This is a genomic window from Stenotrophomonas sp. EMP41 (assembly GCF_047495535.1).
Lineage (GTDB): Bacteria > Pseudomonadota > Gammaproteobacteria > Xanthomonadales > Xanthomonadaceae > Stenotrophomonas > Stenotrophomonas sepilia.
This window is the reverse complement of sequence record NZ_CP179923.1, coordinates 537,842-561,373: the sequence shown is the minus strand read 5'-3', so window position 1 is coordinate 561,373 and position 23,532 is coordinate 537,842. Positions and strand designations below refer to the sequence as shown.

Annotated in this window: 18 protein-coding genes; 8 read left to right on the top strand and 10 right to left on the bottom strand. The window is 66.6% G+C overall.

Annotated features, from left to right (window positions below; all coding sequences use genetic code 11):
• Window positions 1-139: 139 nt before the first annotated feature.
• The 5 genes from ppx to lpxH all read left to right on the top strand — a co-directional run bounded on the left by ppx (window position 140) and on the right by lpxH (window position 7,585).
• Complete coding sequence (gene ppx, locus ACMGRF_RS02510; protein WP_049417419.1) at window positions 140-1,666, top strand: exopolyphosphatase; 1,527 nt, start codon at window positions 140-142, stop codon at window positions 1,664-1,666.
• A 317-nt stretch (window positions 1,667-1,983) separates the two neighbouring features.
• Window positions 1,984-4,908, top strand: a complete 2,925-nt coding sequence (locus ACMGRF_RS02505) for a TonB-dependent receptor domain-containing protein (RefSeq protein ID WP_049417418.1) — start codon at window positions 1,984-1,986, stop codon at window positions 4,906-4,908.
• 172 nt (window positions 4,909-5,080) lie between these two features.
• Entirely contained in the window at window positions 5,081-6,226 is a 1,146-nt protein-coding gene (locus ACMGRF_RS02500) for a glycosyltransferase family 4 protein (RefSeq protein ID WP_049417417.1), read from the top strand.
• A complete protein-coding gene (locus tag ACMGRF_RS02495) occupies window positions 6,207-6,746 on the top strand; it encodes a phosphatase PAP2 family protein (protein WP_049417416.1) in 540 nt (179 codons plus the stop codon). The genes ACMGRF_RS02500 and ACMGRF_RS02495 overlap by 20 nt, the downstream gene beginning before the upstream one ends.
• A 92-nt stretch (window positions 6,747-6,838) precedes the next feature.
• On the top strand, window positions 6,839-7,585 hold the full coding sequence (gene lpxH, locus ACMGRF_RS02490; RefSeq protein WP_099495919.1) for a UDP-2,3-diacylglucosamine diphosphatase: 747 nt from the start codon (window positions 6,839-6,841) through the stop codon (window positions 7,583-7,585).
• A 54-nt stretch (window positions 7,586-7,639) separates the two neighbouring features.
• Here lpxH and ACMGRF_RS02485 read toward each other — a convergent pair whose 3' ends face one another.
• Window positions 7,640-8,893, bottom strand: coding sequence for a zinc-dependent metalloprotease (locus ACMGRF_RS02485; protein ID WP_262257189.1), 1,254 nt, complete (start codon window positions 8,891-8,893; stop codon window positions 7,640-7,642).
• A gap of 225 nt (window positions 8,894-9,118) precedes the next feature.
• On the opposite strand from ACMGRF_RS02485, the gene ACMGRF_RS02480 reads away from it, so the two are divergent.
• Window positions 9,119-10,576, top strand: a complete 1,458-nt coding sequence (locus tag ACMGRF_RS02480; RefSeq protein ID WP_180880064.1) for a phospholipase effector Tle1 domain-containing protein — start codon at window positions 9,119-9,121, stop codon at window positions 10,574-10,576.
• 67 nt (window positions 10,577-10,643) lie between these two features.
• Here the strand turns inward: ACMGRF_RS02480 and ACMGRF_RS02475 are convergent, their stop codons facing one another.
• The 7 genes from ACMGRF_RS02475 to ACMGRF_RS02445 all read right to left on the bottom strand — a co-directional run bounded on the left by ACMGRF_RS02475 (window position 10,644) and on the right by ACMGRF_RS02445 (window position 19,252).
• Window positions 10,644-11,468 (bottom strand): ferritin-like domain-containing protein, encoded by an 825-nt coding sequence (locus ACMGRF_RS02475; RefSeq protein ID WP_049414282.1) that lies wholly within the window; start codon window positions 11,466-11,468, stop codon window positions 10,644-10,646.
• Between the two features lie 9 nt (window positions 11,469-11,477).
• The gene (purF, locus tag ACMGRF_RS02470; protein WP_164282984.1) at window positions 11,478-12,944 is read right to left on the bottom strand and encodes an amidophosphoribosyltransferase; all 1,467 of its coding nucleotides are present in this window, start codon (window positions 12,942-12,944) and stop codon (window positions 11,478-11,480) included.
• 30 nt (window positions 12,945-12,974) lie between these two features.
• Complete coding sequence (locus ACMGRF_RS02465; protein ID WP_049440279.1) at window positions 12,975-13,754, bottom strand: CvpA family protein; 780 nt, start codon at window positions 13,752-13,754, stop codon at window positions 12,975-12,977.
• Between the two features lie 46 nt (window positions 13,755-13,800).
• A complete protein-coding gene (locus ACMGRF_RS02460) occupies window positions 13,801-14,856 on the bottom strand; it encodes an SPOR domain-containing protein (protein WP_414485610.1) in 1,056 nt (351 codons plus the stop codon).
• A gap of 80 nt (window positions 14,857-14,936) precedes the next feature.
• A complete protein-coding gene (folC, locus tag ACMGRF_RS02455) occupies window positions 14,937-16,208 on the bottom strand; it encodes a bifunctional tetrahydrofolate synthase/dihydrofolate synthase (protein ID WP_414485609.1) in 1,272 nt (423 codons plus the stop codon).
• Window positions 16,209-16,243: 35 nt separating this feature from the next.
• On the bottom strand, window positions 16,244-16,888 hold the full coding sequence (locus ACMGRF_RS02450; RefSeq protein WP_414485608.1) for a histidine phosphatase family protein: 645 nt from the start codon (window positions 16,886-16,888) through the stop codon (window positions 16,244-16,246).
• A 201-nt stretch (window positions 16,889-17,089) separates the two neighbouring features.
• On the bottom strand, window positions 17,090-19,252 hold the full coding sequence (locus ACMGRF_RS02445; protein ID WP_111097346.1) for a S46 family peptidase: 2,163 nt from the start codon (window positions 19,250-19,252) through the stop codon (window positions 17,090-17,092).
• 399 nt (window positions 19,253-19,651) lie between these two features.
• Between ACMGRF_RS02445 and tdh the strand changes: the two genes are divergently transcribed.
• Window positions 19,652-20,674 carry an L-threonine 3-dehydrogenase gene (gene tdh, locus ACMGRF_RS02440; RefSeq protein ID WP_005415442.1) on the top strand — a complete coding sequence of 341 codons (1,023 nt, stop codon included), beginning with the start codon at window positions 19,652-19,654 and terminating at the stop codon, window positions 20,672-20,674.
• A gap of 186 nt (window positions 20,675-20,860) precedes the next feature.
• Here tdh and ACMGRF_RS02435 read toward each other — a convergent pair whose 3' ends face one another.
• On the bottom strand, window positions 20,861-21,556 hold the full coding sequence (locus ACMGRF_RS02435; RefSeq protein WP_049416821.1) for a TorF family putative porin: 696 nt from the start codon (window positions 21,554-21,556) through the stop codon (window positions 20,861-20,863).
• 205 nt (window positions 21,557-21,761) lie between these two features.
• Here ACMGRF_RS02435 and kbl point away from each other — a divergent pair, with 205 nt between their 5' ends.
• Window positions 21,762-22,970 (top strand): glycine C-acetyltransferase, encoded by a 1,209-nt coding sequence (gene kbl / locus ACMGRF_RS02430; RefSeq protein ID WP_005415440.1) that lies wholly within the window; start codon window positions 21,762-21,764, stop codon window positions 22,968-22,970.
• Between the two features lie 164 nt (window positions 22,971-23,134).
• Here the strand turns inward: kbl and ACMGRF_RS02425 are convergent, their stop codons facing one another.
• On the bottom strand, window positions 23,135-23,470 hold the full coding sequence (locus tag ACMGRF_RS02425) for a hypothetical protein (RefSeq protein ID WP_049438378.1): 336 nt from the start codon (window positions 23,468-23,470) through the stop codon (window positions 23,135-23,137).
• Window positions 23,471-23,532 lie beyond the last annotated feature (62 nt).

The following is a 23,532-nucleotide window of genomic DNA, read 5'->3' as shown; positions in this document are numbered from 1 at the left end:
GACCCACCCCGCCATCCCACGGATAGCCTGCTGCTGATGCTTCGGCAGGTGCAGGGCGCAGCCCTGCCGCACTCCCCTCTTCCAACATGTGAAGGCCGCGCGGTGACGAGCACACCGCCCCTTCGGCTAACATTCGTCCATGCCCCATACCACCACGACTCCGCCCGCATTGCAGGATGGCGACCTGCTGGCCGCCATCGACCTTGGCTCCAACAGTTTCCACATGGTCATCGCGCGCTACACGCTCGGCCAGCTGCGGGTGATCGACCGCCTGCGCGAGACGGTGCGCATGGCCGATGGCCTGGATGGCAAGGGGGGTCTCTCTTCCGCTGCACGCCAACGTGCACTGGAATGCCTGGCCCGCTTCGGCCAGCGCATCCGCAATGTGCCGCCGCACCGGGTGCGCGCGCTGGCCACCAACACCGTGCGCCAGCTGCGCTCGCCGCAGTCGTTCCTGGTACCGGCCGAAACCGCACTGGGGCATGCCATCGAAGTGGTCAGTGGGCGCGAAGAAGCGCGCCTGATCTACCTGGGCGTGGCCCACGCGCAACCGCCCAAGCCCGGGCAGCGCCGGCTGGTGATCGACATCGGCGGTGGCTCCACCGAGTTCATCATCGGCATGGGCATGCAGACCCTGGAGCGCGAAAGCCTGCAGGCCGGCTGCATCGCCAGCACCCGGCGCTTTTTCCCCGGCGGCAAGCTGAGCAAGAAGCGCTGGAAGGACGCGCTGGCCGAGATTGGCCGCGAGTTCCAGCCTTTCGCCAGCAAGTACCGTGCGCTGGGCTGGCAGGAAGCGTTGGGCTCTTCGGGCACGCACAAGGCGATCAGCGAGATCTGCGCGACGATGAAGCTGAGCAAGGGCGCCATCACCGCCGAGGCCCTGCCGCAGCTGCGCGATGAACTGCTGAAGGCCAAGAAGATCGACGACATCCAGCTGCCGGGCCTGTCCAGCGACCGCCGCCCGATCATCGCCGGCGGCATCCTGGTGCTGGAAGCGGCCTTCCAGGCGCTGGGCCTGCAGAAGCTGCTGGTCAGCAAGGCGGCGATGCGCGAAGGCATCCTGTATGACATCGTCGGCCGCGCCGGCGAAAACGACCTGCGTGACGAATCGGTGGCTGCACTCAGCCAGCGCTACGGTATCGATACCGTCCAGGCCGAGCGCGTGCAGGACACCGCGCTGTCCCTGCTGGAACAGGTGCAGGAGCGCTGGAGGCTCGATGCCGACGATGCGCGCATGCTCGGCTGGGCCGCGCGCCTGCACGAGCTGGGCCTGATGATCGCGCACAGCGGCTACCACGTGCATGGCAGCTATGTGCTGGAACACTCGGATATCGCCGGCTTCTCGCGCCAGGAGCAGCAGATGCTGGCGGCGCTGGTGCGCAGCCACCGCCGCAGCGTGGCCAAGACCGCCTTCGACGCCCTGCCCGAACGCCTGCTGCTGACCGCGCGCCGGCTCGCGGCGCTGCTGCGGCTGGCGGTGCTGCTCAACCGCGCCCACGAAGACGATCCGCTGCCGGCGCTGGAACTGACCGCCGACGATAACCGGCTGTCGCTGATCGTGCCGCAGGCGTTCATCGATGCCCGTCCGCTGCTGCGCGCGGACCTGATCGGCGAGACCGATGGCATCGCCGGGCTGGGCATCCAGTTCCGTCCGTTCGTGGCCTGAATACGCCGTCCGCTGTTGTCCACAGGACAACTGGGGTGACGAATCTCCCACTCCCACTTTGCGCAGTCTGGCGGTTTTTTGTGCTGCTTCGCAACACAACGGCGCGCTGTGGGCAATCGCTGCCATCACGTAAGCGCCTGCTTTTGTTCACGTTTTGTGAAGGCTGGCGCGGCCGCGTGACATAAATTGATACGAACCCTTTACAGAGTATTAACTAACGAGACTACTATCGGGTCACCGGCTCGGTCATCAACCCAGCTGGCTCCTTCGACGCCCACTTTGGCGTCCTGTGCACGACCTGAGAGAGAGAGCTCGCCATGACTTCACGCACCACCGCACTGGGGCAGGCCATCCGCTACGCCCTGGCTACCACTGCAGCGCTGGCGGCGCTGCCCGCGTTTGCCCAGGAAGGCAGCAACGCCAACCCGACCAACCTCGACCGCATCGAGATCACCGGCTCGCGCATCCGCCAGGTGGACGTGGAAACCGCACAGCCGGTGTTCGCGATCAGCCGCAACGACATTGAAAAGCAGGGTTTCAGCTCGGTTGCCGACATCCTGCAGAACGTCACCGCCATGGGCAGCCCGACCATCAGCCGCGCCAATGCGCTGACCGCAGGCGAGAACGCGGGCGGCACCTACATCGACATGCGCAACCTGGGCACCCAGCGCACCCTGGTGCTGGTCAACGGCAAGCGCCTGGGCATCAGCACGTCCGGCTACCAGGACATCTCCACCCTGCCGGTGTCCGCCGTGGAACGCATCGAGGTGCTGAAGGACGGCGCCTCTGCGATCTATGGCTCCGACGCCATGGCCGGCGTGGTGAACATCATCACCCGTTCCAATGTCACCGGTGTGACTGCCAACGTCTACCACGGCCAGTACAGCCAGGGCGACGGCGCGCGTGACCGCTTCGACGTGGTCGCCGGCTGGAGCAACGATCGCGTGTCGTTGACCCTGTCCGCCGAGCATGCCGAAGAGAAGGGCGTGTGGGCGCGCGATCGCGGCTTCAGCAAGTACGGCATGACCGATCGCCATCCGTACGACAGCAGCAACTGGACCACGATCAGCCAGTACGGCCAGTTCACCGGTCTGCGCGGCCCGGGCTGTACCGCCACTGCGGGCTGCGGCTATTCCCTCAACCGCGGCGCGGATCCCACCAACCCGGCCAATTACCACCTCACCGATAGCACGCCGTTCACCGGTGACGTGAGCAACGCCAACGACCAGATGCACGTGATGTATCCGGTCAAGCGCGACTCGGTCTATTTCGACGGCCGCTTCAAGATCACCGACAACGTCAACTTCCGCACCGAGCTGGGCTACAACCAGCGTGAGTCCACCCGCCAGATCGCGGGCTATCCGCTGCAGTCGAGCACCGCCGGTGTCGGCTCGATGTCGATCAACAGCTACTTCAATCCGTTCGGCCGCCAGCACGGGTATGCCACCCCGACCGCCGTGGCCTGGAACCGCCGCACCTGGGAGGTGCCGCGCGTGACCACCAGCGAGCTGAAGACCTACCGCGCGGTGGCGTCGTTCGACGGTTCGTTCGAGATCGGCAGCCGCTACTTCGACTGGGAAGTGGGCTACCAGTACAACCGCAATGAACTGGAATCGGTGGCGACCGGCAACCTGCACAAGGGTCGCGTCGCTGGCGGCGTCGGCCCGTCGTTCTACAACGCCGCCACCGGCAAGGTGCAGTGCGGCACCGCCGCTGCACCGATCTCCTATGACGTGTGCAAGCCGTGGAACCCGCTGGTGCCGTACGGCACGACGGCGGCCGATGGCCTGTACGGCAACGAAGAACTGCAGGCGTGGCTGTTCCCGGAAGAGATCACCAAGGGCCGCACCACCTCCAAGAACTTCTTTGCCAACATCGCTGGCAGCATCGTGACCCTGCCGGCTGGCGACCTGGGCTTCGCGTTCGGCGTGGAAAGCCGCAAGGAAGAAGGCAAGTACACCCCGGATGCCCTGGCCCAGACCGGCGCGACCACCAACCTGGCCGCAGGCCCGACCGGCGGTGACTACACCGTCAACGAGGCCTACCTGGAAGTGAACGTTCCCGTGCTGGCCGACCTGCCGGGCGCGAAGGAACTGACCTTCAACGGCGCAACGCGCTTCTCGGACTACAACACCTTCGGCAACACGCTCAACAGCAAGTTCGGCTTCAAGTGGAAGCCGATCGACTCGCTGATGGTGCGTGGCACCTGGGCCGAGGGCTTCCGTGCACCGACCATCAGCGACCTGTTCGGCGGTGGTTCGGAGACCTTCGCGCAGTTCAGCGATCCGTGCGACACCCGCTTCGGTTCCTCGGCCTCCAGCGCGGAAGTCCGTGCACGTTGCGCACGCGACATCGCCAATGCGAATACCTTCCGCCAGCTGCGCCAGGGTGGCACCCCGGTGAACACGTCGACGGACGCGACGCCGGTGCCGTTCACCTCCGGGTCCAACCCGCTGCTGACGCCGGAAACCTCGACCAGCAAGACCCTGGGCCTGGTCTGGAGCCCGAGCTTCATCCAGGGCTTCAACGCCTCGCTGGACTGGTGGAAGATCCGCATCGACAACACGATCATCGCCGACACGCCGACCCAGATCCTGCAGGACTGCTACGAGTCGGGTATCGAAGCGCGCTGCTCGCGCTTCCAGCGTGATCCGGTGACCGGCATCGTGACCAATCTGAAGTTCGGCAACCGCAATGCGGGCTTCATGGAAACCGAAGGCTACGACCTGGATGTGAGCTACCGTCTGGACACCCGGTTCGGCAAGTTCAACGTGAACTCGGCCACCACCTACGTATCCAGTGCCACCTACCGCACCTCCAACGACAACTCGATCGTCCCGATCGTCACCAACGGCATCGGCAGCGCCTTCCGCGTCCGTTCCAACCTGGTGCTGGGCTACGAGCGGGGCAACTTCGGCGCGAGCTGGACCGCGCGTTACTATTCGGGCGTGAAGGAAACCTGCTCGAACATCGCGCTGTACCCGGACGAGTGCTCGGATCCGGGTGTGTACGCACCGTGGTACAAGGGCGCACGCAACTACAACGAGCGCGGCGCGGTCACCTTCCACGACGTGCAGGTGCGTTACTCGCTGCCGTGGGATGCCACCGTGTCGGTCGGTGCCAACAACGTGTTCGAGAAGTACGGCCCGGTCATGTACAGCAAGCCGAACTCGGCCTTCTCGTACTACGGTGGCTACGACATCGGTCGCTTCGTCTACATGAAGTACCAGCAGCGCTTCTGATCCATCGCGCTGTGACATGAAGCACCAGGACCACGGCCCTTCGGGGCCGTGGTTTTTTCTGTTGGCCGCAGCGCCGATGCGGTCGCCGGTGCCACCGTCATCTGGCGGTCGCAATGCGGTCATGTCGGCTACATCGCCAGGGCCGAGCATGCCGGAAACCGGGAGGCCCGCCATGCGCTATGCCATCGTCACCGAGACCTATCCGCCGGAAGTCAACGGCGTCGCCCTCACCGTACAGGGCCTGGAGCAGGGTCTGCGTGCAGCCGGACACGAGATCGACCTCGTCCGCCCCCGCCAGTCCAGCGAAGCGCTGGATTCGGCACCCGGCACCTTGCTGGTTCCCGGCGCTGCCCTGCCCCGCTACCCCGGCCTGCGCTTCGGCCTGCCAGCCCCGATCCGGCTGGGCCGCCATTGGCAGAATCAGCGCCCTGATGCGGTCTACATCGCCACAGAAGGTCCACTCGGCTGGTCGGCACTGCGTACCGCACGCCGCCTCGGTATCCCGGTCGCCAGCGGCTTCCACACCCGCTTCGACGAGTACCTGCCCGACTATGGCGTGGCATGGCTGCAGGCCGCGGCCATGCGCTGGATGCGCCGCTTCCACAACCAGGCGGACGCTACCCTGGTGCCGACCCGCGAACTGCAGCAGTTCCTCGGCGAACAGGGCTTCGAACGCGTGCGTCTGCTGGCCCGTGCGGTGGACAGCCAGCAGTTCGATCCGGGCCGGCGCGATCCTGCACTGCGCGAGGAATGGGGCGTGGATGGCAACGGCCTGGTGGCGATCCATGTCGGCCGCATTGCTGCCGAAAAGAACCTCGGCCTGGCGGTGAAGGCATTCCGCCGCCTGCAGCAGATCCGGCCCAAGGCACGCTTTGTATGGGTGGGTGACGGCCCGGCCCGCGAGAAGCTGGCACATGAAAATCCCGATTTCATCTTCTGTGGCATCCAGCGCGGCGATGCGCTGGCCCGCCACTTCGCCAGCGGCGATCTGTTCCTGTTCCCAAGCCGCAGCGAGACCTTCGGCAACGTGACTCTGGAAAGCATGGCCAGCGGCGTGGCCACCGTGGCCTTCGACTACGGCGCCGCGCGTGAGTACCTGCGCAACGGCGAGAACGGCGCAGCGGTGGACAGCGACGAGCAGTTCATCGAGGCCGCCGTGCAACTGGCCGCCGATGACGCGAAACGCCACGAACTGGGCGGCAATGCCGCGCGCGCGATGAAGCGATTGCATCCACAGCAGGTGGTGGCCGAGTTCGATGCGTTGCTGGCCGAGCTTGCGCAGTCGCGGAGGAGCGGCCATGCGCACCACGCCGCTTGAACTGCTGGCAGGGCGCGAGGCGCGCTTGTGCCGGCGGGCCAACCATTACTGTCGGCGCCGCCGCGTGCGCCGCCTGTTCTCGGTCATCAGCCGTCTCGGCGATGGCGTGTTCTGGTATGTGCTGATGGCCGCGCTGGTGGTGCTGGATGGCTTCGATGGCCTGCGCGCCTCGGTGCACATGGCCGCCACCGGCCTGGCCGCATTGCTGCTGTACAAGGGCCTCAAGCGTTGGACGCGGCGCCCGCGGCCTTACGCGGCCGATCTTCGCATCCGCGCCTGGGTGGCACCGCTGGACGAATTCAGCTTCCCCTCCGGGCACACCCTGCACGCAGTGTCGTTCACCATCGTGGCACTGGCCTACTACCCGTGGCTGGCGCCGCTGCTGGTGCCGTTCACCCTCGGTGTCGGGCTGTCGCGGGTGGTGCTGGGCCTGCACTATCCTTCCGACGTGCTCGCCGCCACGGGCATCGCCGTCCTGCTGGCTTCGGCCAGCCTGACCTGGCTGCCGCTGCCGGTGTAGCCCAGGGATCAGATCGCCTTTCCGCCGGAAAGGGATCCGACCCCGCCGCTCCCGCGGCGCTACCATCATCCTTGATGGCCTAGAATGCAGGCATGACCACGTTGTTCATTTCCGACCTGCACCTGGACCCCAGCCGTCCGGAGATCACCGACCTGTTCCTGCGCTTCCTGCGCGAGCAGGCGCCCGGCGCCGATGCGCTGTACATCCTCGGCGACCTGTTCGAGGCCTGGATCGGCGATGACACGCCCTCTCCGGCCGCTGATGCGGTGGCCGATGCGTTGAAGGTGCTGTCCGACGGCGGCGTGCCCGTGTACTTCATCCGCGGCAACCGCGATTTCCTGCTTGGTGAGGATTACGCGCGCCGTGCCGGCCTGCGCATCCTGCCCGACCCGTGCGTGATCGAGCTGTACGGCCGCCCGGTGCTGCTGCAGCATGGTGACCTGCTGTGCACCGATGACATCCCCTACCAGCAGTTCCGTGCACAGACCCGCGACCCGGTGTTCCAGGCGCAGTTCCTGTCGCAGCCGCTGGCCGCACGCATCGCCTTCGCGCAGAAGGCGCGCGAGGCCAGCCAGGCCCGCCAGTCGGAAATGAAGCAGGGCGATCGTGCACAGTTCGAAACCGTCACCGACGTGGCTCCGGCCGAAGTCGATGCCACCTTCGTCCGCCACGGCGTGGACACCATGATCCATGGCCATACCCACCGCCCGGCCATCCATACGCTGCAGGCCGGCGGCCGCGACCGCACCCGCATCGTGCTCGGCGACTGGTACGAACAGGGCTCGGTGCTGCGCGTGGATGCCAATGGCTGGTCGCTGGATACCCTGCCCCGCGGGTAATTCCCGCCGGCAGGAAATCCGCGGCCGCACAAGGCGGCCGCGGACAGTACAGGCTCAGCGGAAGGCCGCGATGGTGGCCTTGGTGTTGACCAGCACGCGCTGGTTGTCGGCGGTACTGGCGTTGCCCATCGGGATGCCGTTGTAGCTGATGTTCGGGTTGGACCAATAGTTCAGGCGCGGGCAGCTGCGGGTGCAGTTGTAGGCCATGATCGTGCGCCAGCCGGTGCCGCTGGACGGCTCATAGCGGTAGCCGTGGCCATAGGCGTAGGGCGATGTGCTCGGGTCGGTGGCGATGTCATGCCGCGCGCTCTGCAGGTGGCCGATCTCATGCGCGAATGAGTAGTAGCCGGTCGCGCAATCCCAGTACACCGCCGCGAACGCTGTCGACGCGGTCGAGCCGATCCCCGAGGCCAGGCCGCAGTAGGCACTGTTGTTGATCAGCAGCACGCCGACATCGGCCGCGGTGGTGTTGCGGCTGGTGTGGATGCTGTCCATGTAGCCGTCGCTGGTGCCACGGAAACGCGACAGGTCGGTGGTGAAGTTGCCGGACTCGCTGTAGTTGGTGGTCTCGTAACCGGCCAGTTGCAGCGTCAGGCCGACATTGCTGTTGCCGTAGCCCTGGTTGGACTCGGCCACCGCCAGCTGCACCAGCGACTGCATGTTGCCACCATAGGCGGCGACGGCGGCATTGGTCGCCACCACCAGCACACGGATGGTCGCCGGCGTACCGGACGAAGCCTGCGCGATGCCGATGCGATCGTTGTTGCCCATCGGGATCTTCGGCAGCTGGTTGTAGTCGGCCGGATGGTCGGCCGGCATCCGCGATTCATCCACTTCCACCAGCACGTGGCGGTTGCCCAACGGGCGCAGGCGATACAGCTTTCCGCCCTTGCGGATCGAGCCGGTGATGGTGTCGCCCGAGCGCACCAGGATCAGCGAATTGCCGGGGTCGTCCTGGCCGTTGGAGGTGGCCGCGGTCAGCTTGTCCGAGGGCGAACGGAACTGGCCGTACCAGATGCTGCCGCCATCGGGCAGTGCTTCGACCTTGCTGCGCACCGCCTGCACCCGCTGGCCGAGCAGTTCGAATTCCAGCTGCGGTTGTGCAGTGGCGGCTGCATCGACACGCACTTCCTGTACCGTCGCCGTGGACGGGGTGGCCAGCAGCTTGCCCAGTGCGGGCTCGCTGTTTGCCGATGCGCGGCTGATGACCGTCACCGGCTCGAACAACGGTGCCGCATGCGCGGCCGCTGCCACCGACAAACCCAACACCAGGCCACCTGCCGCTTTGCCAATCGATCTGGACAACATTGCGTCGCTCCTTGAATGATGTGAACAGCGTTGATGCAGCACGACCCGGTTTGCCGGGTTTGGCCATATGGCCTGCGCGGGGCGTGTGAATTCAATAGGCGAGAGAAGTGAAAATCAGGATTTGTGATCGACCGCATCTGGGTTAAGTAAGGTCAAAAGCGTCACTACACGTCGCCAATACACCGCTTTCGCGCTACCGTGACGCAGCCACGACGGGGAATGCACATGGCACCATCGCTGGACACGGACGAAGATGTCGGCTTGCTGCGGATCGGGCTGTTCTTCGATGGCACCCGCAACAACGCACACAACCTGGCCCGTGGCAGGCCCCAGCCGCCGCAGCCGCGCCCGGCGCAGCTGCGTGCGGATGACGATTCGACCTACCAGAGCCGGTTGACCAGCAGCTACGACAATGGCCTGACCAACATCGCCCGCCTGCAGCAGCTGTACCCGGACAGCCGCAGCGGGACATCGGCGCGCCCCTCCCTGTCGATCTACGTGGAAGGTGTCGGTACCCGCAATGACGCCGACGACGACCTGATCGGACTGGCGTTCGGCATTGGCGCCAGCGGTGTGCGCGCCAAAGTGCAGCGGGCGCTGCAGGTGCTGCTGCCGGCGGCACTGAGTGCACTCGCTACGCGCTGGCAGCGACCACTGCGTGGCGTGCAGCTGGATCTGTTCGGCTTTTCACGGGGTGCGGCCGCCGCGCGCGATGTGGCCAACCAGTTGCAGGCCTGGGATCGCACCCGCTGGCGGCAGCTGTTGCAGGCCGCTGGCCTGTCCTGCACAACGGACTTCGCCCCGGCCGATCCGCCGCTGCGCTTCATCGGCCTGTTCGACACGGTGGTTGCGGTCAGCGGTGGCCGTGCCGACGAACAACCTCATCTCGCGCTGCATGCAGGCGTTGCCAGGCAGGTGCTGCAACTGAGCGCGCGTGACGAGCATCGCCAGCACTATCCATTGACCAGCGTGGCGCCAGCGTTCACCGAGATCGCCCTGCCCGGCGTACACGCCAACATCGGCGGCGGCTACAACCAGCTCGAAGAAGGGCCCAAGCTGCTCAGTCGCCCGCGCCGGCAGCTGCTGCGCCGCCCGAGCGTGGCCGAGTACCAGACGCCACCGCTGGCGATCCTGCAGGCGACCACGGCCTACGCCGAGGCACAGGCCGATGCCGAGCGCTGGCGGCAGCAGTTGGGCCTGGACCAAAGGGAAGTCTGGGTGGATGTCTGGCACCAGTGGCAGCAACAGCGTCGCGCCGGCAGCCGCAGCGTACTGCTGTCACCGGTGCTGTACGTGACGGCCGCCGTGGTGTTGCGCCGGCGCATCGACTGGCGCTACCAGCTGATCGCGCTTCAGGTGATGCAGCGGCATGCCATCGATGCCGGCGTGCAATGGACGGCCAATGCCAACGCAGTCCCCGGTTGGGAGCTGCCGTCCGCCCTGCAACCCATCGCACGACGACTGGTGGCCGGACAGCCACTGACGCAAACCCAGGAGGCGCTGTTGCGGCGGCGTTACCTGATGCAGTCGGCGCACTGGAACTTCGACGCGCTGGGCGACACCGCACTGACCTACGCTGCCGACGCCGGCGTCAGCGAGCTGCCGTACCGGCCCGGCCCCGGCCTGTTCTACATCAACCGGCCCACCGTGGATGGCAAGCGCGTGGTGCTGCCCAACGCATGAAAAAGGGGACGGAGGGGATTAAGTCGTTTGTGCCACAAACGACTTAATCCCCTCCGTCCCCTTTTCTTCAACCGGCCTGTTCGACCAGGTTGGCCAGCTCATCGGCGTCGAAGCCGGCCAGCAGGCGCGCTTCCATGTTGAACGGCCCATGCAGGTAGCCGCCGGCGTACTCCACCAGCAGCTCCTTGAAACGCGCGCGCGGCTCGACACCGGCGCGGTCGCAGTACCAGCGATACCAGCGCGAACCGGCGGCAACATGCGCCACTTCCTCACGCAGGATCACCTCCAGTACATCGGCGGTTTCGCCATCACCGACATTGCGCAGCTTCTCGATCATGCCCGGGGTGACGTCCAGGCCGCGCGCTTCCAGCACGCGCGGTACCAGGGCCATGCGCGCCAGGCCGTCATGCGCGGTCTTTTCGCACATTTCCCACAGACCGTTGTGCGCGGGGAAATCAGCATAATCGTGGCCATGCACCTGCAGGCGTTCGCGCAGCAGCATGAAATGCCGCGATTCGTCATCGGCACAGCTGACCCAATCGGCGTGGAACGCCGACGGCAGGCCCCGGAACCGGTACACCGCGTCCCAGGCCAGGTCGATCGCGTTGAGCTCGATATGGGCGATGGCGTGGATGAAGGCAGCCCGCCCTTCCACGCCGCCCAGTCCTCGCCGTGGCACCTCGCGCGGATGCACCAGCACCAGTCGTCCCGGACGCCCCGGCATGCAGATCGGATCCGGCGGCGGCGCATCCGCGGCCACCTTCAGGCGACCGGCACGGAACGCGGCCGCATACGCCTGGGTCAATGCGACCTTGCGCAGCGGATCGGCTTCAGCCAGGCACTGCTGCGCAGCGCGCAGCAGGTCGCCACCAACGTCGGGCACATCCACCACGCCTGATCCTCAGGCGCGGCGCTTGTGCTTGGCATCGTCCGAACGCAACTGCTGGATGCGCTCGAAGTAGCCCGGCTCGATACCGGTCGGGTAGTGGCCGTTGAAGCAGGACGAATCGAAGCTGCGCAGCGCCGGGTTGCCTTCGCTCACCGCCGCTTCCATGTCTTCCAGGTCCTGGTAGATCAGCCAGTCGCAGCCCAGGTGGGCCTCGATCTCTTCCACCGTGCGGTTGTGCGCGACCAGCTCTTCGGCCGCCGGCATGTCGATGCCGTAGATGTTCGGGTAGCGCACCGGCGGCGCGGCGCTGGCCAGGTAGACCTTGCGCGCGCCGGCATCACGGGCCATCTGCACGATCTGCTGGCTGGTGGTGCCACGCACGATCGAATCGTCCACCAGCAGCACCACGCGGTTGCGGAACTCCAGGTGGATCGGGTTGAGCTTGCGGCGCACCGATTTCACGCGTTCACCCTGCCCCGGCATGATGAAGGTGCGGCCGATGTAGCGGTTCTTGATGAAGCCTTCGCGGTACTTCACCCCAAGCACATTGGAGATCTCCAGCGCGGCATCGCGCGAGGTATCCGGGATCGGGATGATGGTGTCGATGTCGTGGTCCGGGCGCAGGCGCAGGATCTTCTCGCCCAGCTTGATGCCCATGCGCATGCGTGCCTTGTGCACCGAGACGTTGTCGATCATCGAATCCGGGCGCGCGAAGTACACGTATTCGAAGATGCACGGGGTGTGCTCGGCCGGCTCGGCGCAGATTTCCGAGAACAGCTCGCCGCGCGCGGTGATCACCATCGCTTCGCCCGGCTGCACGTCACGCACGCGCTGGAAACCCAGTACGTCCAGTGCAGCCGACTCGGACGCCACGATGTACTCGTCGCCTTCTGCGTGGCTGCGCTTGCCCAGCACCAGCGGACGGATGCCATGCGGGTCGCGGAAGGCCACCAGGCCCAGGCCCAGCACCACGCTGACCACTGCATAGCCGCCCTTGCAGCGGCGGTGCACACCGGCCACCGCGCGGATCGCGGCTTCCGGGCTGAGCTGGCGCTGCTGCTCCAGTTCGTAGGCGAACACGTTCAACAGCACTTCGCTGTCCGAATCGGTGTTGACGTTGCGACGGTCCTGTTCGAACACCTGCTGGCGCAGCGCCTCGGTGTTGATCAGGTTGCCGTTGTGGGCCAGCGCGATGCCGTACGGCGAATTCACGTAGAACGGCTGTGCCTCGTCCATGCCTTCCGAACCTGCCGTCGGATAGCGCACGTGCGCGATGCCGACGCTGCCTTCCAGCGTGGACATGGTGCGGGCGTCGAACACATCGCGGACCAGGCCGGTGGCTTTCTGCACCCGCAGGCGGCTGCCATTGGCGGTGGCGATACCTGCCGCGTCCTGGCCGCGGTGCTGGAGAACGGTCAAGCCGTCATACAACTGCCCGGCGACGTTCTGGTTGCCGACGATTCCGACGATGCCACACATGGTGCGAGGTCTCCGCTGGGCTGTGCCCAGTTACAAGGAAGGTGGCCGTACCTGGCCGCGGTGGTCGCCGCGCCTGCGGTCGACATTGGCCGGATCGTCCGGCTCGATACTGTCCGGCAGTGCTGGGGCGTCCGGGCGCACTTCGGCCGGATCGTATGCATCGCCCTGTTCCGCTTTCGCGGGCCGCAGCCATCCGCCGCCCGCCACTACCTGGTTGAGGATGCCATTATCGCCTGCCGCGCCCGGCTTTCCCAACCCGGCGCCTGCGTTCTTCCCCAATTCCATCAATGCAGATGGGGACAGCATGTCGGTCGGCAAGGTCTTGGGCAGCATGTCGGCGCCGGGGACCTGCCAGCGCGGCAGCTTCCCGTTCATCCAGGCCACGGCCGGATTCAGCACCGGGCGAACCGCCGAGCGCTTCCAGGAGGGCTCGGCGGTCAACGGGGTGAAGCCGGCCAGCAGCACCAGGATCGCCGCGATCAGGCCACCACGGACGGCCCCCAGTACACCGCCCAGCAACCGGTCCAGGCTGGTCAGCATGCTGCGGTGGATCATCGCCTTGATGACCATGCCGATCACCGCGACCACGATCATCACGCCAATGCCCACGCCCAGGTAGCCGCCGACGAAATGTTCGCCGCCAGGTGCGGCGGGCGCCGCCCACCAGCGCGCGGCATCGTTGCCGAAGGCGAAGGCCGCCCACGCGGCCAGCAGCCACGACAACGTGCCGATGACGATTCCCACGAAGCCACGCAGCATCCCGAGCAGCGTCGAGGCAGCGATCACGATCAGCAGCACCACGTCGATCATGGCGCCCCGCTCCTTCGGCGGCGCTGGCAACGGGCCTGCGCGTCGGTCATGGGTGCGGTCGGACCATGCCGGCGACGCCAACCTTGGCGGCGACCTGCGCCTTCAGCTGTTCGGCGTCAGCCCGGTTGGCGACCGGTCCGACACGGACGCGATGCAGGGTGCCCTTGTCGGTACGCACCTGCTCGACGAAGGCGCTGAAGCCGGCAGCACGGACCTTGTCACGCAGCGCATTGGCATCGCTGGCTTGGCCGAACGCGCCCAGCTGCACGGCGAAGCCGACGCCGCTGGCCGCCGGTGCAGCCGGCGTGGTCGGCGCCGTCGCCGGCTTGCTGGCGGTGGCCTCCGGCTTCGGCTCGGGCTTCGGCTCGGGCTTCGGGGTTTCGGGCTTCGGGGCCGGCTTCGGCGGCTCGGGCTTGGCCGCCGGAGTGGCCGTCGCAGTCGGCGTACTCGGCGGCAGGCTTTCGCTGCGCACCGGGTTGCTGCTGGCGGACGGCGAGGTGGCTGCGGACGGGGTACTGGCACTCGGCGTAGCCGGTGCCGGGGTAGCTGCCACCGGGGCGCTGCTGCCCGTTGCGGCATCCAGGGTGATCACTTCGGCCTTCACATCGGCGCGGATCTTCACCGCCTGCAGCCGGGCCGCCTCGGCCTGTGCGCGGTCGCCATACGGCCCCACGCGCACACGCCATGCCTGACGGCCATTGATGGTAGTCGCTTCTGCGAAGCCCGGCAGCTGCGAGCGCTGCAGGTAGGCGATCACCGCATCGGCGTCGGCCTTGCTGCCGTATGCGCCGAAAGTGACGGCGTAGTTGCCGGCGGCAACCGCCGGGGACGTGTCCACGGTCGGCGGCGTGGCCGGCATGGCGGCCTCCTGCAACGGCTTGGCCTGCCCGGTCTGCAGGCCGGTAGCCCCACCGGCCGGAGCCACCAGCGGCAGTTCACGGGTTTCGAACTGGCCATCGGCCGGTGCATCCGGCGCGGCGATCGGCACCGAGGCCACGCCGCTGTCCGGTGCAGGCCCCTTGACCAGCATCGGCAGGAAAATCACGGCCAGTGCAACCAGCACGATGGCACCAATCAGACGCTGTTTCAGAGGCGTATCCACGTGAGGCGGCAACTGTCCGGAGGTTGCGGTCGATTATACGGGTGCCGGACCGGACGGCGTCGGGATTGGCTGAACGTGGCTCAGGCGCTGCCCTGCAACCACTGCAATGCGGCGGCAGCGGTATGGAAGGAGCCAAATACCAGTACGCGGTCACCGCGCTCGGCCCGGGCCAGTACCTGCGCCAGCGCCTGTTCGACCGAAGCGGCCAGCTGCGCGCCGCCAGCAGCGGTCTCGGCCAGGCGCGCCTGCAACTGGGCGGCACTCTGGCCACGCGGGCCGTCCAGGCCGGCAAGGGTCCATTCGGCAACCACGCCCTGCAATGCCTGCACCACACCCACCGCGTCCTTGTCCTGCAATGCGGCATACACCGCCAAGGTGCGCCCGGCCGACGCCTCGGCCTTCAGCGCGCGCGCCAGCTGCCCCGCCGCCTGCGGGTTGTGCCCGACATCGACGCGGATCTGCACACCGCCACGCTCGAACGCTTGCAGGCGGCCCGGAATGCGCGCCGCCGCGATACCGGCGGCCCACGCCGCGCGCGGCACCGGCTTGTCCAGCGCGCGCAGCGCGGCGATGGCCGCACCGGCGTTGGCCAGCTGGATCGGGCCGGCCAGCGCCGGGGTCGGCAGTTCCATGCGCAGGCCGACATCGCGCCAGCGCCAGCGTTGGGCGTCGATCGGCTCGTAGAAGTAATCGCTGCCGCCGCGGATCGCGTTGGCACCGACCAGGTAGGCACGCGCGAGCACGCTCGAGGGCGGGTCGGTCTCGCCCAGGATCACCGGCTTCCAGCCGCGGATGATGCCGGCCTTCTCGGTGCCGATCGCCTCGCGGTCCTCGCCCAGCCACTCGGCGTGGTCGATGTCCACGGTGGTGATCACCGCCACGTCGGCGTCGATGATGTTGACCGCATCCAGGCGGCCGCCCAGGCCCACTTCCAGCACTGCCAGGTCCAGCCCGGCGTCGGCGAACAGCTGCAGCGCAGCCAGCGTGCCGTACTCGAAATAGGTCAGCGTGGTCTCGCCACGCGCGGCCTCGACCGCACTGAACGCAGCGACCAGCGCGGCATCGTCCACGTCCTGGCCGCCGATGCGCACGCGCTCGTTGTAGCGCAGCAGGTGCGGCGAGGTGTACGCGCCGACCTTCCAGCCGGCGGCGCGTGCAATGGCTTCGATGAAGGCCACGGTGGAGCCCTTGCCGTTGGTGCCACCGACCACGATGGTGCGCTTGGCCGGCGCCCCCAGGCCCATCGCCGTGGCCACGGCGCGCACGCGCTCCAGGCCCATGTCGATGGTCGCCGGGTGCTGGCGTTCAATGTAGTCCAGCCAGTCGGCCAGGGTGGTCGGGGTGTTCGTCACGGCAGGGGTTCCAGCAGAAGCAGGTGGTTCGGGAATCAGAGGGCGCGGTGCTTGGCTTCGCCGAAGAACGGCGTGTGGTGGGCGCAGTCGTTCAGGCGCACCACTTCCAGGCTGTCCATGTCGGCGCCTTCGAGCAGGTTGAGCGTGGTCGGTGCCTGGCGGAAGGTCCACAGCCGGGAAAGCGGCAGGCCCAGCACCTTGCACAGGATCACGCGGTTGACCGCATCGTGCGCAACCACCAGCAGGGTGTCGTGCTCGCCGAGGCCTTCGGTGGCGCGGGCCAGGCCACGCCAGCTGCGCTCCAGCACCAGGCGCAGCGATTCGCCGCCGGGCATCAGCACCGTATCCGGCTCCTCGCGCCAGGCCTGCAGGCGCGACGGATCCTTCTCGTGGATCTCGCTGGCCAGCAGCCCTTCCCATTCGCCGTGGGCGATTTCCTGCAGTTCCGGCTCGGTCAGCAGCATGTCGGCACGGGCGGCGCCAAGCGCCAGCTGCGCGGTGCGCTGCGCGCGCGACAGCGGCGAGGCGACGGCACGGGTGATGTCGACCGAGGCCAAGCGGGCACCCAGTGCCTGGGCCTGGGCTTCGCCGATCGGCGACAGCGGGATGTCGATCTGGCCCTGATAGCGGCCTTCGGCGTTCCACGGCGTTTCACCGTGGCGGGCAAGCAGGATGCGCATGCGTACAAGGGGTCCTGGGGGGGAGGAGGTTCCCGCGTTTCGTTCACATCCTGTGAAGTGCGCGGAACACGGATGATACCTGTTCGGCGTGCCGGGTCGGTGCGGGCAGCAAAAAACCCCGCGACGTGGGTCGCGGGGTTTCGGGGTCTCCGGCTATCTGGTCGAGGTTGCCGGCCAGCGGCCGGCACTACCGCAACCGGTTTATTTCGCCAGGTTCAGTTCCTTCAGCAGCTGCGGCGCCGGCGCCACTTCCTGCATGATCCACTGCATGTAGCGGCTGTCGACGGCGATCATGCGGGTCATCACCGGGTCGAACACCCAGTTGGAGCTGACCGATTCCCAGTTGCCATCGAAGGCCAGGCCGACCAGCTTGCCGTTGGCGTCCAGCACCGGCGAACCCGAGTTGCCGCCGGTGATGTCCAGGTTGGACAGGAAGTTCACCGGCACCGAACCAATGCGCTTGTCTTCCAGGCCGCCGTAGCGCTTGGCCTTGACCGCATCGAGCAGCGCCTTCGGCGAGTCGAACGGATCTTCACCGGTTTCCTTCGCTGCCACGCCTTCCAGGGTGGTGAACGGGGTGTACTTCACGCCGTCCTTGCCGTAGCCCATGACGTTGCCGAAGGTGATGCGCAGCGACAGGTTGGCGTCCGGGTAGACGAACTCGCCCTGGCTCTTCTTGTAGTCGGCCACGGCCTGCAGGTACAGCGGACGCGCGGTCAGCGATTCGCCTTCGCGGATCTTCTTCTGCTCTTCCTGCTTCAGCAGTGCCGGCATGACAGCCACGGCGTACTGGATGGCCGGATCGCTGCTGGCTTCAAATGCGGCACGGTCGGCCTTGAACCATTTCAGGCGTGCGTCCAGGCTGCCGAGCTCGGTGCCCGACAGCTTGCCCACCAGCGCCTTGACTGCGTTGGCATCGCTGCCGGCCAGCCACTTGTTCAGCACTTCATTGTCGCGCTGCGCGGCCGGCAGGGCCACGTACTGCTCCAGCCAGTAGGCCTGCAGCTGCTGGTCCATCTTCGCCACATAGCGGCGGTCCATCTGCTTCAGGCCACCTTCAATGGTGGTCAGGTCGCGCTCCTGGTAACCGGCTTCGCGCTCGGCATCCGGCTTGCTGCGCTCGATCGACAGGCGGTACAGGGTGATCGCCGCGCCAACGGCCGAGGTGTTGTTGAACTGGCCGACGAACAGGTCGCGTTCGCGGGTCGACTTGCTGGTATCCAGATGCTTGAGCAGCTGTGCGTGTGCGGCCAGCGCCGGCTTGCCGGCCGCGCCCTGCTTCTTCAGCCATGCCAGCACGGCGGCCTCTTCAGCCTGTTTCTGGCCGGCGGCGTCGATGCGCTTGAAGCCTTCCAGCTGGCCCAGGTAGTTCTTGGCCACGTTGTTCATGCTGGCGGCGGTGGCGGCGTACTTCACCTTGACGTCGGCGTCGGCCTTGCCGGCGTCGGCGATCATCTTCAGCACGGCGTTGTAGTGCTTGGCGATGGTCGGGTAGGTGAAGCTGGCGGTTTCGTTGAACTCACCGGCCAGCGCGTAGCGGTTGGTGCGGCCCGGGTAGCCGGCCACCATCACGAAGTCGTCGGCGCCCAGCGGCTGGTCGGCGAACTTCAGGAAGTGCTTGGGCTGGTACGGCACGTTGTCGGCGGCGAAGGCGGCCGGCTTGCCGTCCTTGCCGACGTAGGCGCGGTAGAACGAGAAATCGCCGGTGTGGCGCGGCCACATCCAGTTGTCGACGTCGCCGCCGAACTTGCCGACGCTGCCCGGGGGCGCGTAGACCAGGCGCACGTCCTTGATTTCCATGTTGCGGAACAGGCGATAGGTGTTGCCGCCGGAGAAGCTGTACAGGCGGCAGCGGAACCCGGCATCGGCCTCACAGGCGGCAACCTGGGCCTTGTCGAAGGCGTCCAGCGCGCGGCTGCGGGCCAACGGGTCATTGCCGGCGGCGGCGATGGCGGCCTTGGCCTGGGCGGTGACGTCGGTGATCTGGTCGAGCACGAACACGCGGGCGTTCGGGCCGGCGCTCAGTTCGTCCTTCAGGGTCGGCGCGTTGAAGCCGTCCTTGATCAGGTTCTTCTGCGCGGTCGAATTCAGCTGGATGGCGCCATACGCGCAATGGTGGTTGGTGACCACCAGACCCTGCGGCGAGACGAAGCTGGCGGTGCAGCCGCCGAGGGCGACGACCGCGCCCATCGGGTCGCCGGTCAGGTTGGACAGCTGCTGCGGGGACAGCTTCAGGCCGGCCTTCTGCAGCGGGCCGGCGATTTCCGGCAGCTGCTGCGGCACCCACATGCCTTCAGCGGCATGGGCGACCTGGGCCAGCCCGAGGCTGGCGACGATGGAGAATGCAAGCAGGTTCGAGCGCATGGAGCGGCCCCTGGTAGTGGAACCCTCGATTGTAGCCCGCCGCCCTGCCCCGCCCCGAACCCCGGAAGTCATGGGCCTGCTTCTTGCTCTGCCACGCGCACGTCGGCCGCGCACATGGAATCGTCCAGAGGGGGCGTGGTCACCCTGGCCGGGACCGTTGGCGCCATGGATGGCGCCATCGAGCACCATGGATGGGCTTTTGCGTGTCCCGGCCAGGGTGACCACGCGCCCTCCCCCGGAATCAAGGAGGCGCTGCTGTTTGCGGCACGTTCGAAACGCCCGCCGGCGCACGCCTTTCGTTCCGCCAAAGCACCCGCAGCGCAACATGGGAAATCCGCGCGGCACCCTATAATCCGCGCTTTCCCCCTGATGAGTTCCACCCCGATGGCGCAGCAAACGATGAAGGCCCTGGTCAAGCGCGAAGCAGCCAAGGGCATCTGGATGGAAGAGGTTCCGGTGCCGACTCCGGGCCCCAACCAGGTGTTGATCAAGCTCGAGAAGACCGCGATCTGCGGTACCGACCTGCACATCTACCTGTGGGACGAGTGGAGCCAGCGCACGATCAAGCCGGGCCTGACCATCGGCCATGAATTCGTCGGCCGCATTGCCGAGATCGGCCCGGGCGTGACCGGCTACGAGATCGGCCAGCGCGTCTCGGCCGAAGGCCACATCGTCTGCGGCCACTGCCGCAACTGCCGTGGCGGCCGCCCGCACCTGTGCCCGAACACCGTCGGCATCGGCGTCAACGTCAATGGTGCCTTCGCCGAATACATGGTGATGCCGGCCAGCAACCTGTGGCCGATCCCGGACCAGATCCCGTCGGAGCTGGCCGCGTTCTTCGACCCGTACGGCAACGCTGCGCACTGCGCACTGGAATTCGACGTGATCGGTGAGGACGTGCTGATCACCGGCGCGGGCCCGATCGGCATCATCGCTGCCGGCATCTGCAAGCACATCGGTGCGCGCAACGTGGTGGTGACCGACGTCAACGACTTCCGCCTGAAGCTGGCCGCCGACATGGGCGCCACCCGCGTGGTCAACGTCGCCAACCAGTCGCTGAAGGACGTGATGAAGGAACTGCACATGGAGGGCTTCGATGTGGGCCTGGAAATGAGCGGCAACCCGCGTGCGTTCAACGACATGCTCGACTGCATGTACCACGGTGGCAAGATCGCCATGCTGGGCATCATGCCCAAGGGTGCAGGCTGCGACTGGGACAAGATCATCTTCAAGGGCCTGACCGTGCAGGGCATCTACGGCCGCAAGATGTACGAGACCTGGTACAAGATGACCCAGCTGGTGCTGTCCGGCTTCCCGCTCGGCAAGGTGATGACCCACCAGCTGCCGATCGACGACTTCCAGAAGGGGTTCGACCTGATGGAAGAAGGCAAGGCCGGCAAGGTCGTGCTCAGCTGGAATTGACCCGAAGGGTCAATTCCCCCGCATGTTTCCTTATCCCCGCGCCTTTGGCGCGCCCCCTTGAACAACAAGGGGGCTCTTCCCCAGATGGGATCAAGAACGCTGCGGAATTGAAAAAGGCGCCCGATGGGCGCCTTTTTCTTTGGTGTTGCCGGCCAGCGGCCGGCACTACCCGTAACGCCTGCGGCGTTACTTGCCCACGGCCACGGTCAGCAGCACGCGGCTGTGTGCCAGCTTGCCCGAGTTGTCACGGCCATTGCCGTCGGTACCGTAGTAGCCCAGGCCGACGTTGAACAGGCCGAACTGGCGTTCGACGCCGACGTTCCAGTCGGTGTAGTCCTTGGCAATGCCGTCCTCGAAGGTGCTGCGGCCGACGTTGGCATTCAGGGTGAAGTCCTTCGGCAGGCCCCAGCTGCCGCCCAGGCCGAAGTACCAGCCATCGGTGCTGCTGTTCCAGACATCGTTGGTGTAGGCCACCGTCAGCTTGTAGGTCTCATCCAGCGTGGTGGTGGTGATCAGCTCGTTGTAGTTCAGCTCGCTGGCACCGAGGTAGGTGTAGCGGTTCAGCAGCGCGTCGAAATTGACGCGGGGCGTGACGTCGACGCCGTAGCCGATCTGGTAGTCGACCTCGGTGCTCGGGTCGCCCGGACCGAAGTCGACGCCCGAACCCCAGACACCGGCATACAAGCCGACCGGCGAGGTGTAGGTGAAACCGGCCTGCAGGGTCGGCTTTTCGTCGGTCTGCGACACACCACGGAACAGGTAATCGGAAACGGCGGTGACGTTCCAGCTGTACGGCGATTCGTTTTCCTGGGCACTGGCGGCGAACGGGGCAGCCAGGGTCAAGGCAGCGACAATGGCGAGGCAGGCACGGGCGTGCTTCATGAGCGTCTCCGGTGGGGGCGGTGGCGTGGAAGGCCCAGGGCGGGCGTATCGGCCGGAACGGGACAGCTCCGGTTCACGAATTTTTAACCAGTTTGCTATTGCGATGCAACATGTGCCGGCCGTGGCGATGCCCCGGCCGGGCCGGTTGGCAAGCGGCGATGCCCGGTAGAATCGGCGGTTTCCCGTTCAGAGCCGTGCCCACGCCATGACCGACGCCTCCTCCGCCCTGACCCGCCACTATGCCGAGGAACTGGACGCCATCCGCGCCCAGGGCCTGTTCAAGTCCGAGCGGATCATCACCAGCCCGCAGTCGGCCGAGATCACCCTCGACGACGGCCGCAAGGTGCTGAATTTCTGTGCCAACAACTACCTGGGACTGGCCGACCATCCGGACCTGATCCAGGCCGCCAAGGACGCACTCGATACCCACGGCTTCGGCATGGCCTCGGTGCGCTTCATCTGCGGCACGCAGGACCTGCACAAGCAGCTGGAAAAGCAGATCGCCGACTTCTTCGGCAAGCAGGACACCATCCTGTACGCGGCCTGCTTCGATGCCAACGGCGGCCTGTTCGAGCCGCTGCTTGGCGAGAACGACGCGATCATTTCCGATGCACTGAACCATGCTTCGATCATCGACGGCGTGCGTCTGTGCAAGGCCAAGCGCTTCCGCTACGCCAACTGTGACATGGCCGATCTGGAAGCCCAGCTGCAGGCCGCCGATGCCGCAGGCTGCAAGACCAAGCTGATCACCACCGACGGCGTGTTCTCGATGGACGGCTTCATCGCGCCGCTGGACGAGATCACCGCGCTGGCAAAGAAGTACAACGCCCTGGTGCACATCGATGAATGCCACGCCACCGGCTTCCTCGGTGCCACCGGCCGCGGCTCGGCCGAGGTCAAGGGCGTGCTGGAGAAGATCGACATCATCACCGGCACTCTGGGCAAGGCCATGGGTGGCGCACTGGGCGGCTTCACCTGCGCCAGCGCCGAAGTGATCGAACTGCTGCGCCAGCGCTCGCGCCCGTACCTGTTCTCCAACTCGCTGCCGCCGCACGTGGTGGCCGCCGGCATCAAGGCATTCGAAATGCTGGCTGCCGCTGACGACCTGCGCAGCACCCTGGCCGAGAACACCGCCTACTTCCGCGAGAAGATGACCGCCGCCGGTTTCGACGTGAAGCCGGGCGTGCATCCGATCAGCCCGGTGATGCTGTATGACGCACCGTTGGCGCAGAAGTTCGCCGAGCGCCTGCTCGAGGAAGGCATCTACGCGATCGGCTTCTTCTTCCCGGTGGTGCCCAAGGGCCAGGCCCGCATCCGTACCCAGATCAGCGCTGCGCACAGCCGCGAGCACCTGGACCGGGCGATCGACGCCTTCACCCGCATCGGTGTCGAACTGGGCGTGGTCAAGGGCTGATCATGGCCGGGGTCGGATCCCTTTCCGCAGGAAAGGGCTCTGCCCCACCCGGTCAGAGCGTGCCGACCAAGGTCGGCACCTACCGCAGCCTGATGGCGTGCCGACCAAGGTCGGCACCTACCGCAGCCTGATGGCGTGCCGACCAAGGTCGGCACCCACTGGCGTCACTTCTTTTTCTTCTTGCCCTTCGGCTCGTCCTTGCTGGCCACCACCACCGGCTTGGCGGCGGCATCCTGGCCATTGCCCTTGGCTACGCGGATACCGTTGGCCTTCATCCAGGCATCGAACTCATCGGCGGTCATCTTCTTGTCGCCGTCGCTCATCAGGAAGCGGTAACTGCCGCGACCATCCAGCTCCGGGGTCTTCACTTCCACCACCGGGGTCTCGGCAGGCGTTTCCGCCTTGGCCACCTTCTTGTGGCCGCCGCAGGCGGTCAGCAGCACCATCGGCAGCAGCAGGCCTGCGCAGCGCAGGGTTTGATTGAGGGTCGGGTGGTACATGGCAGGCTCCGTTCGGGAATGTCGACAGCCAGGCGCCCCCTACGCCTGGAACGGCGGCCGGC

What these genes read in the sequence shown, in the direction of transcription:
- ppx (WP_049417419.1), top strand. Translation starts at nt 140, where the DNA reads ATGCCCCATACCACCACGACTCCGCCCGCATTGCAGGATGGCGACCTG.
- ACMGRF_RS02505 (WP_049417418.1), top strand. Translation starts at nt 1,984, where the DNA reads ATGACTTCACGCACCACCGCACTGGGGCAGGCCATCCGCTACGCCCTG.
- ACMGRF_RS02500 (WP_049417417.1), top strand. Translation starts at nt 5,081, where the DNA reads ATGCGCTATGCCATCGTCACCGAGACCTATCCGCCGGAAGTCAACGGC.
- ACMGRF_RS02495 (WP_049417416.1), top strand. Translation starts at nt 6,207, where the DNA reads ATGCGCACCACGCCGCTTGAACTGCTGGCAGGGCGCGAGGCGCGCTTG.
- lpxH (WP_099495919.1), top strand. Translation starts at nt 6,839, where the DNA reads ATGACCACGTTGTTCATTTCCGACCTGCACCTGGACCCCAGCCGTCCG.
- ACMGRF_RS02485 (WP_262257189.1), bottom strand. Translation starts at nt 8,893, where the DNA reads ATGTTGTCCAGATCGATTGGCAAAGCGGCAGGTGGCCTGGTGTTGGGT.
- ACMGRF_RS02480 (WP_180880064.1), top strand. Translation starts at nt 9,119, where the DNA reads ATGGCACCATCGCTGGACACGGACGAAGATGTCGGCTTGCTGCGGATC.
- purF (WP_164282984.1), bottom strand. Translation starts at nt 12,944, where the DNA reads ATGTGTGGCATCGTCGGAATCGTCGGCAACCAGAACGTCGCCGGGCAG.
- ACMGRF_RS02465 (WP_049440279.1), bottom strand. Translation starts at nt 13,754, where the DNA reads ATGATCGACGTGGTGCTGCTGATCGTGATCGCTGCCTCGACGCTGCTC.
- ACMGRF_RS02450 (WP_414485608.1), bottom strand. Translation starts at nt 16,888, where the DNA reads ATGCGCATCCTGCTTGCCCGCCACGGTGAAACGCCGTGGAACGCCGAA.
- ACMGRF_RS02445 (WP_111097346.1), bottom strand. Translation starts at nt 19,252, where the DNA reads ATGCGCTCGAACCTGCTTGCATTCTCCATCGTCGCCAGCCTCGGGCTG.
- tdh (WP_005415442.1), top strand. Translation starts at nt 19,652, where the DNA reads ATGAAGGCCCTGGTCAAGCGCGAAGCAGCCAAGGGCATCTGGATGGAA.
- ACMGRF_RS02435 (WP_049416821.1), bottom strand. Translation starts at nt 21,556, where the DNA reads ATGAAGCACGCCCGTGCCTGCCTCGCCATTGTCGCTGCCTTGACCCTG.
- kbl (WP_005415440.1), top strand. Translation starts at nt 21,762, where the DNA reads ATGACCGACGCCTCCTCCGCCCTGACCCGCCACTATGCCGAGGAACTG.
- ACMGRF_RS02425 (WP_049438378.1), bottom strand. Translation starts at nt 23,470, where the DNA reads ATGTACCACCCGACCCTCAATCAAACCCTGCGCTGCGCAGGCCTGCTG.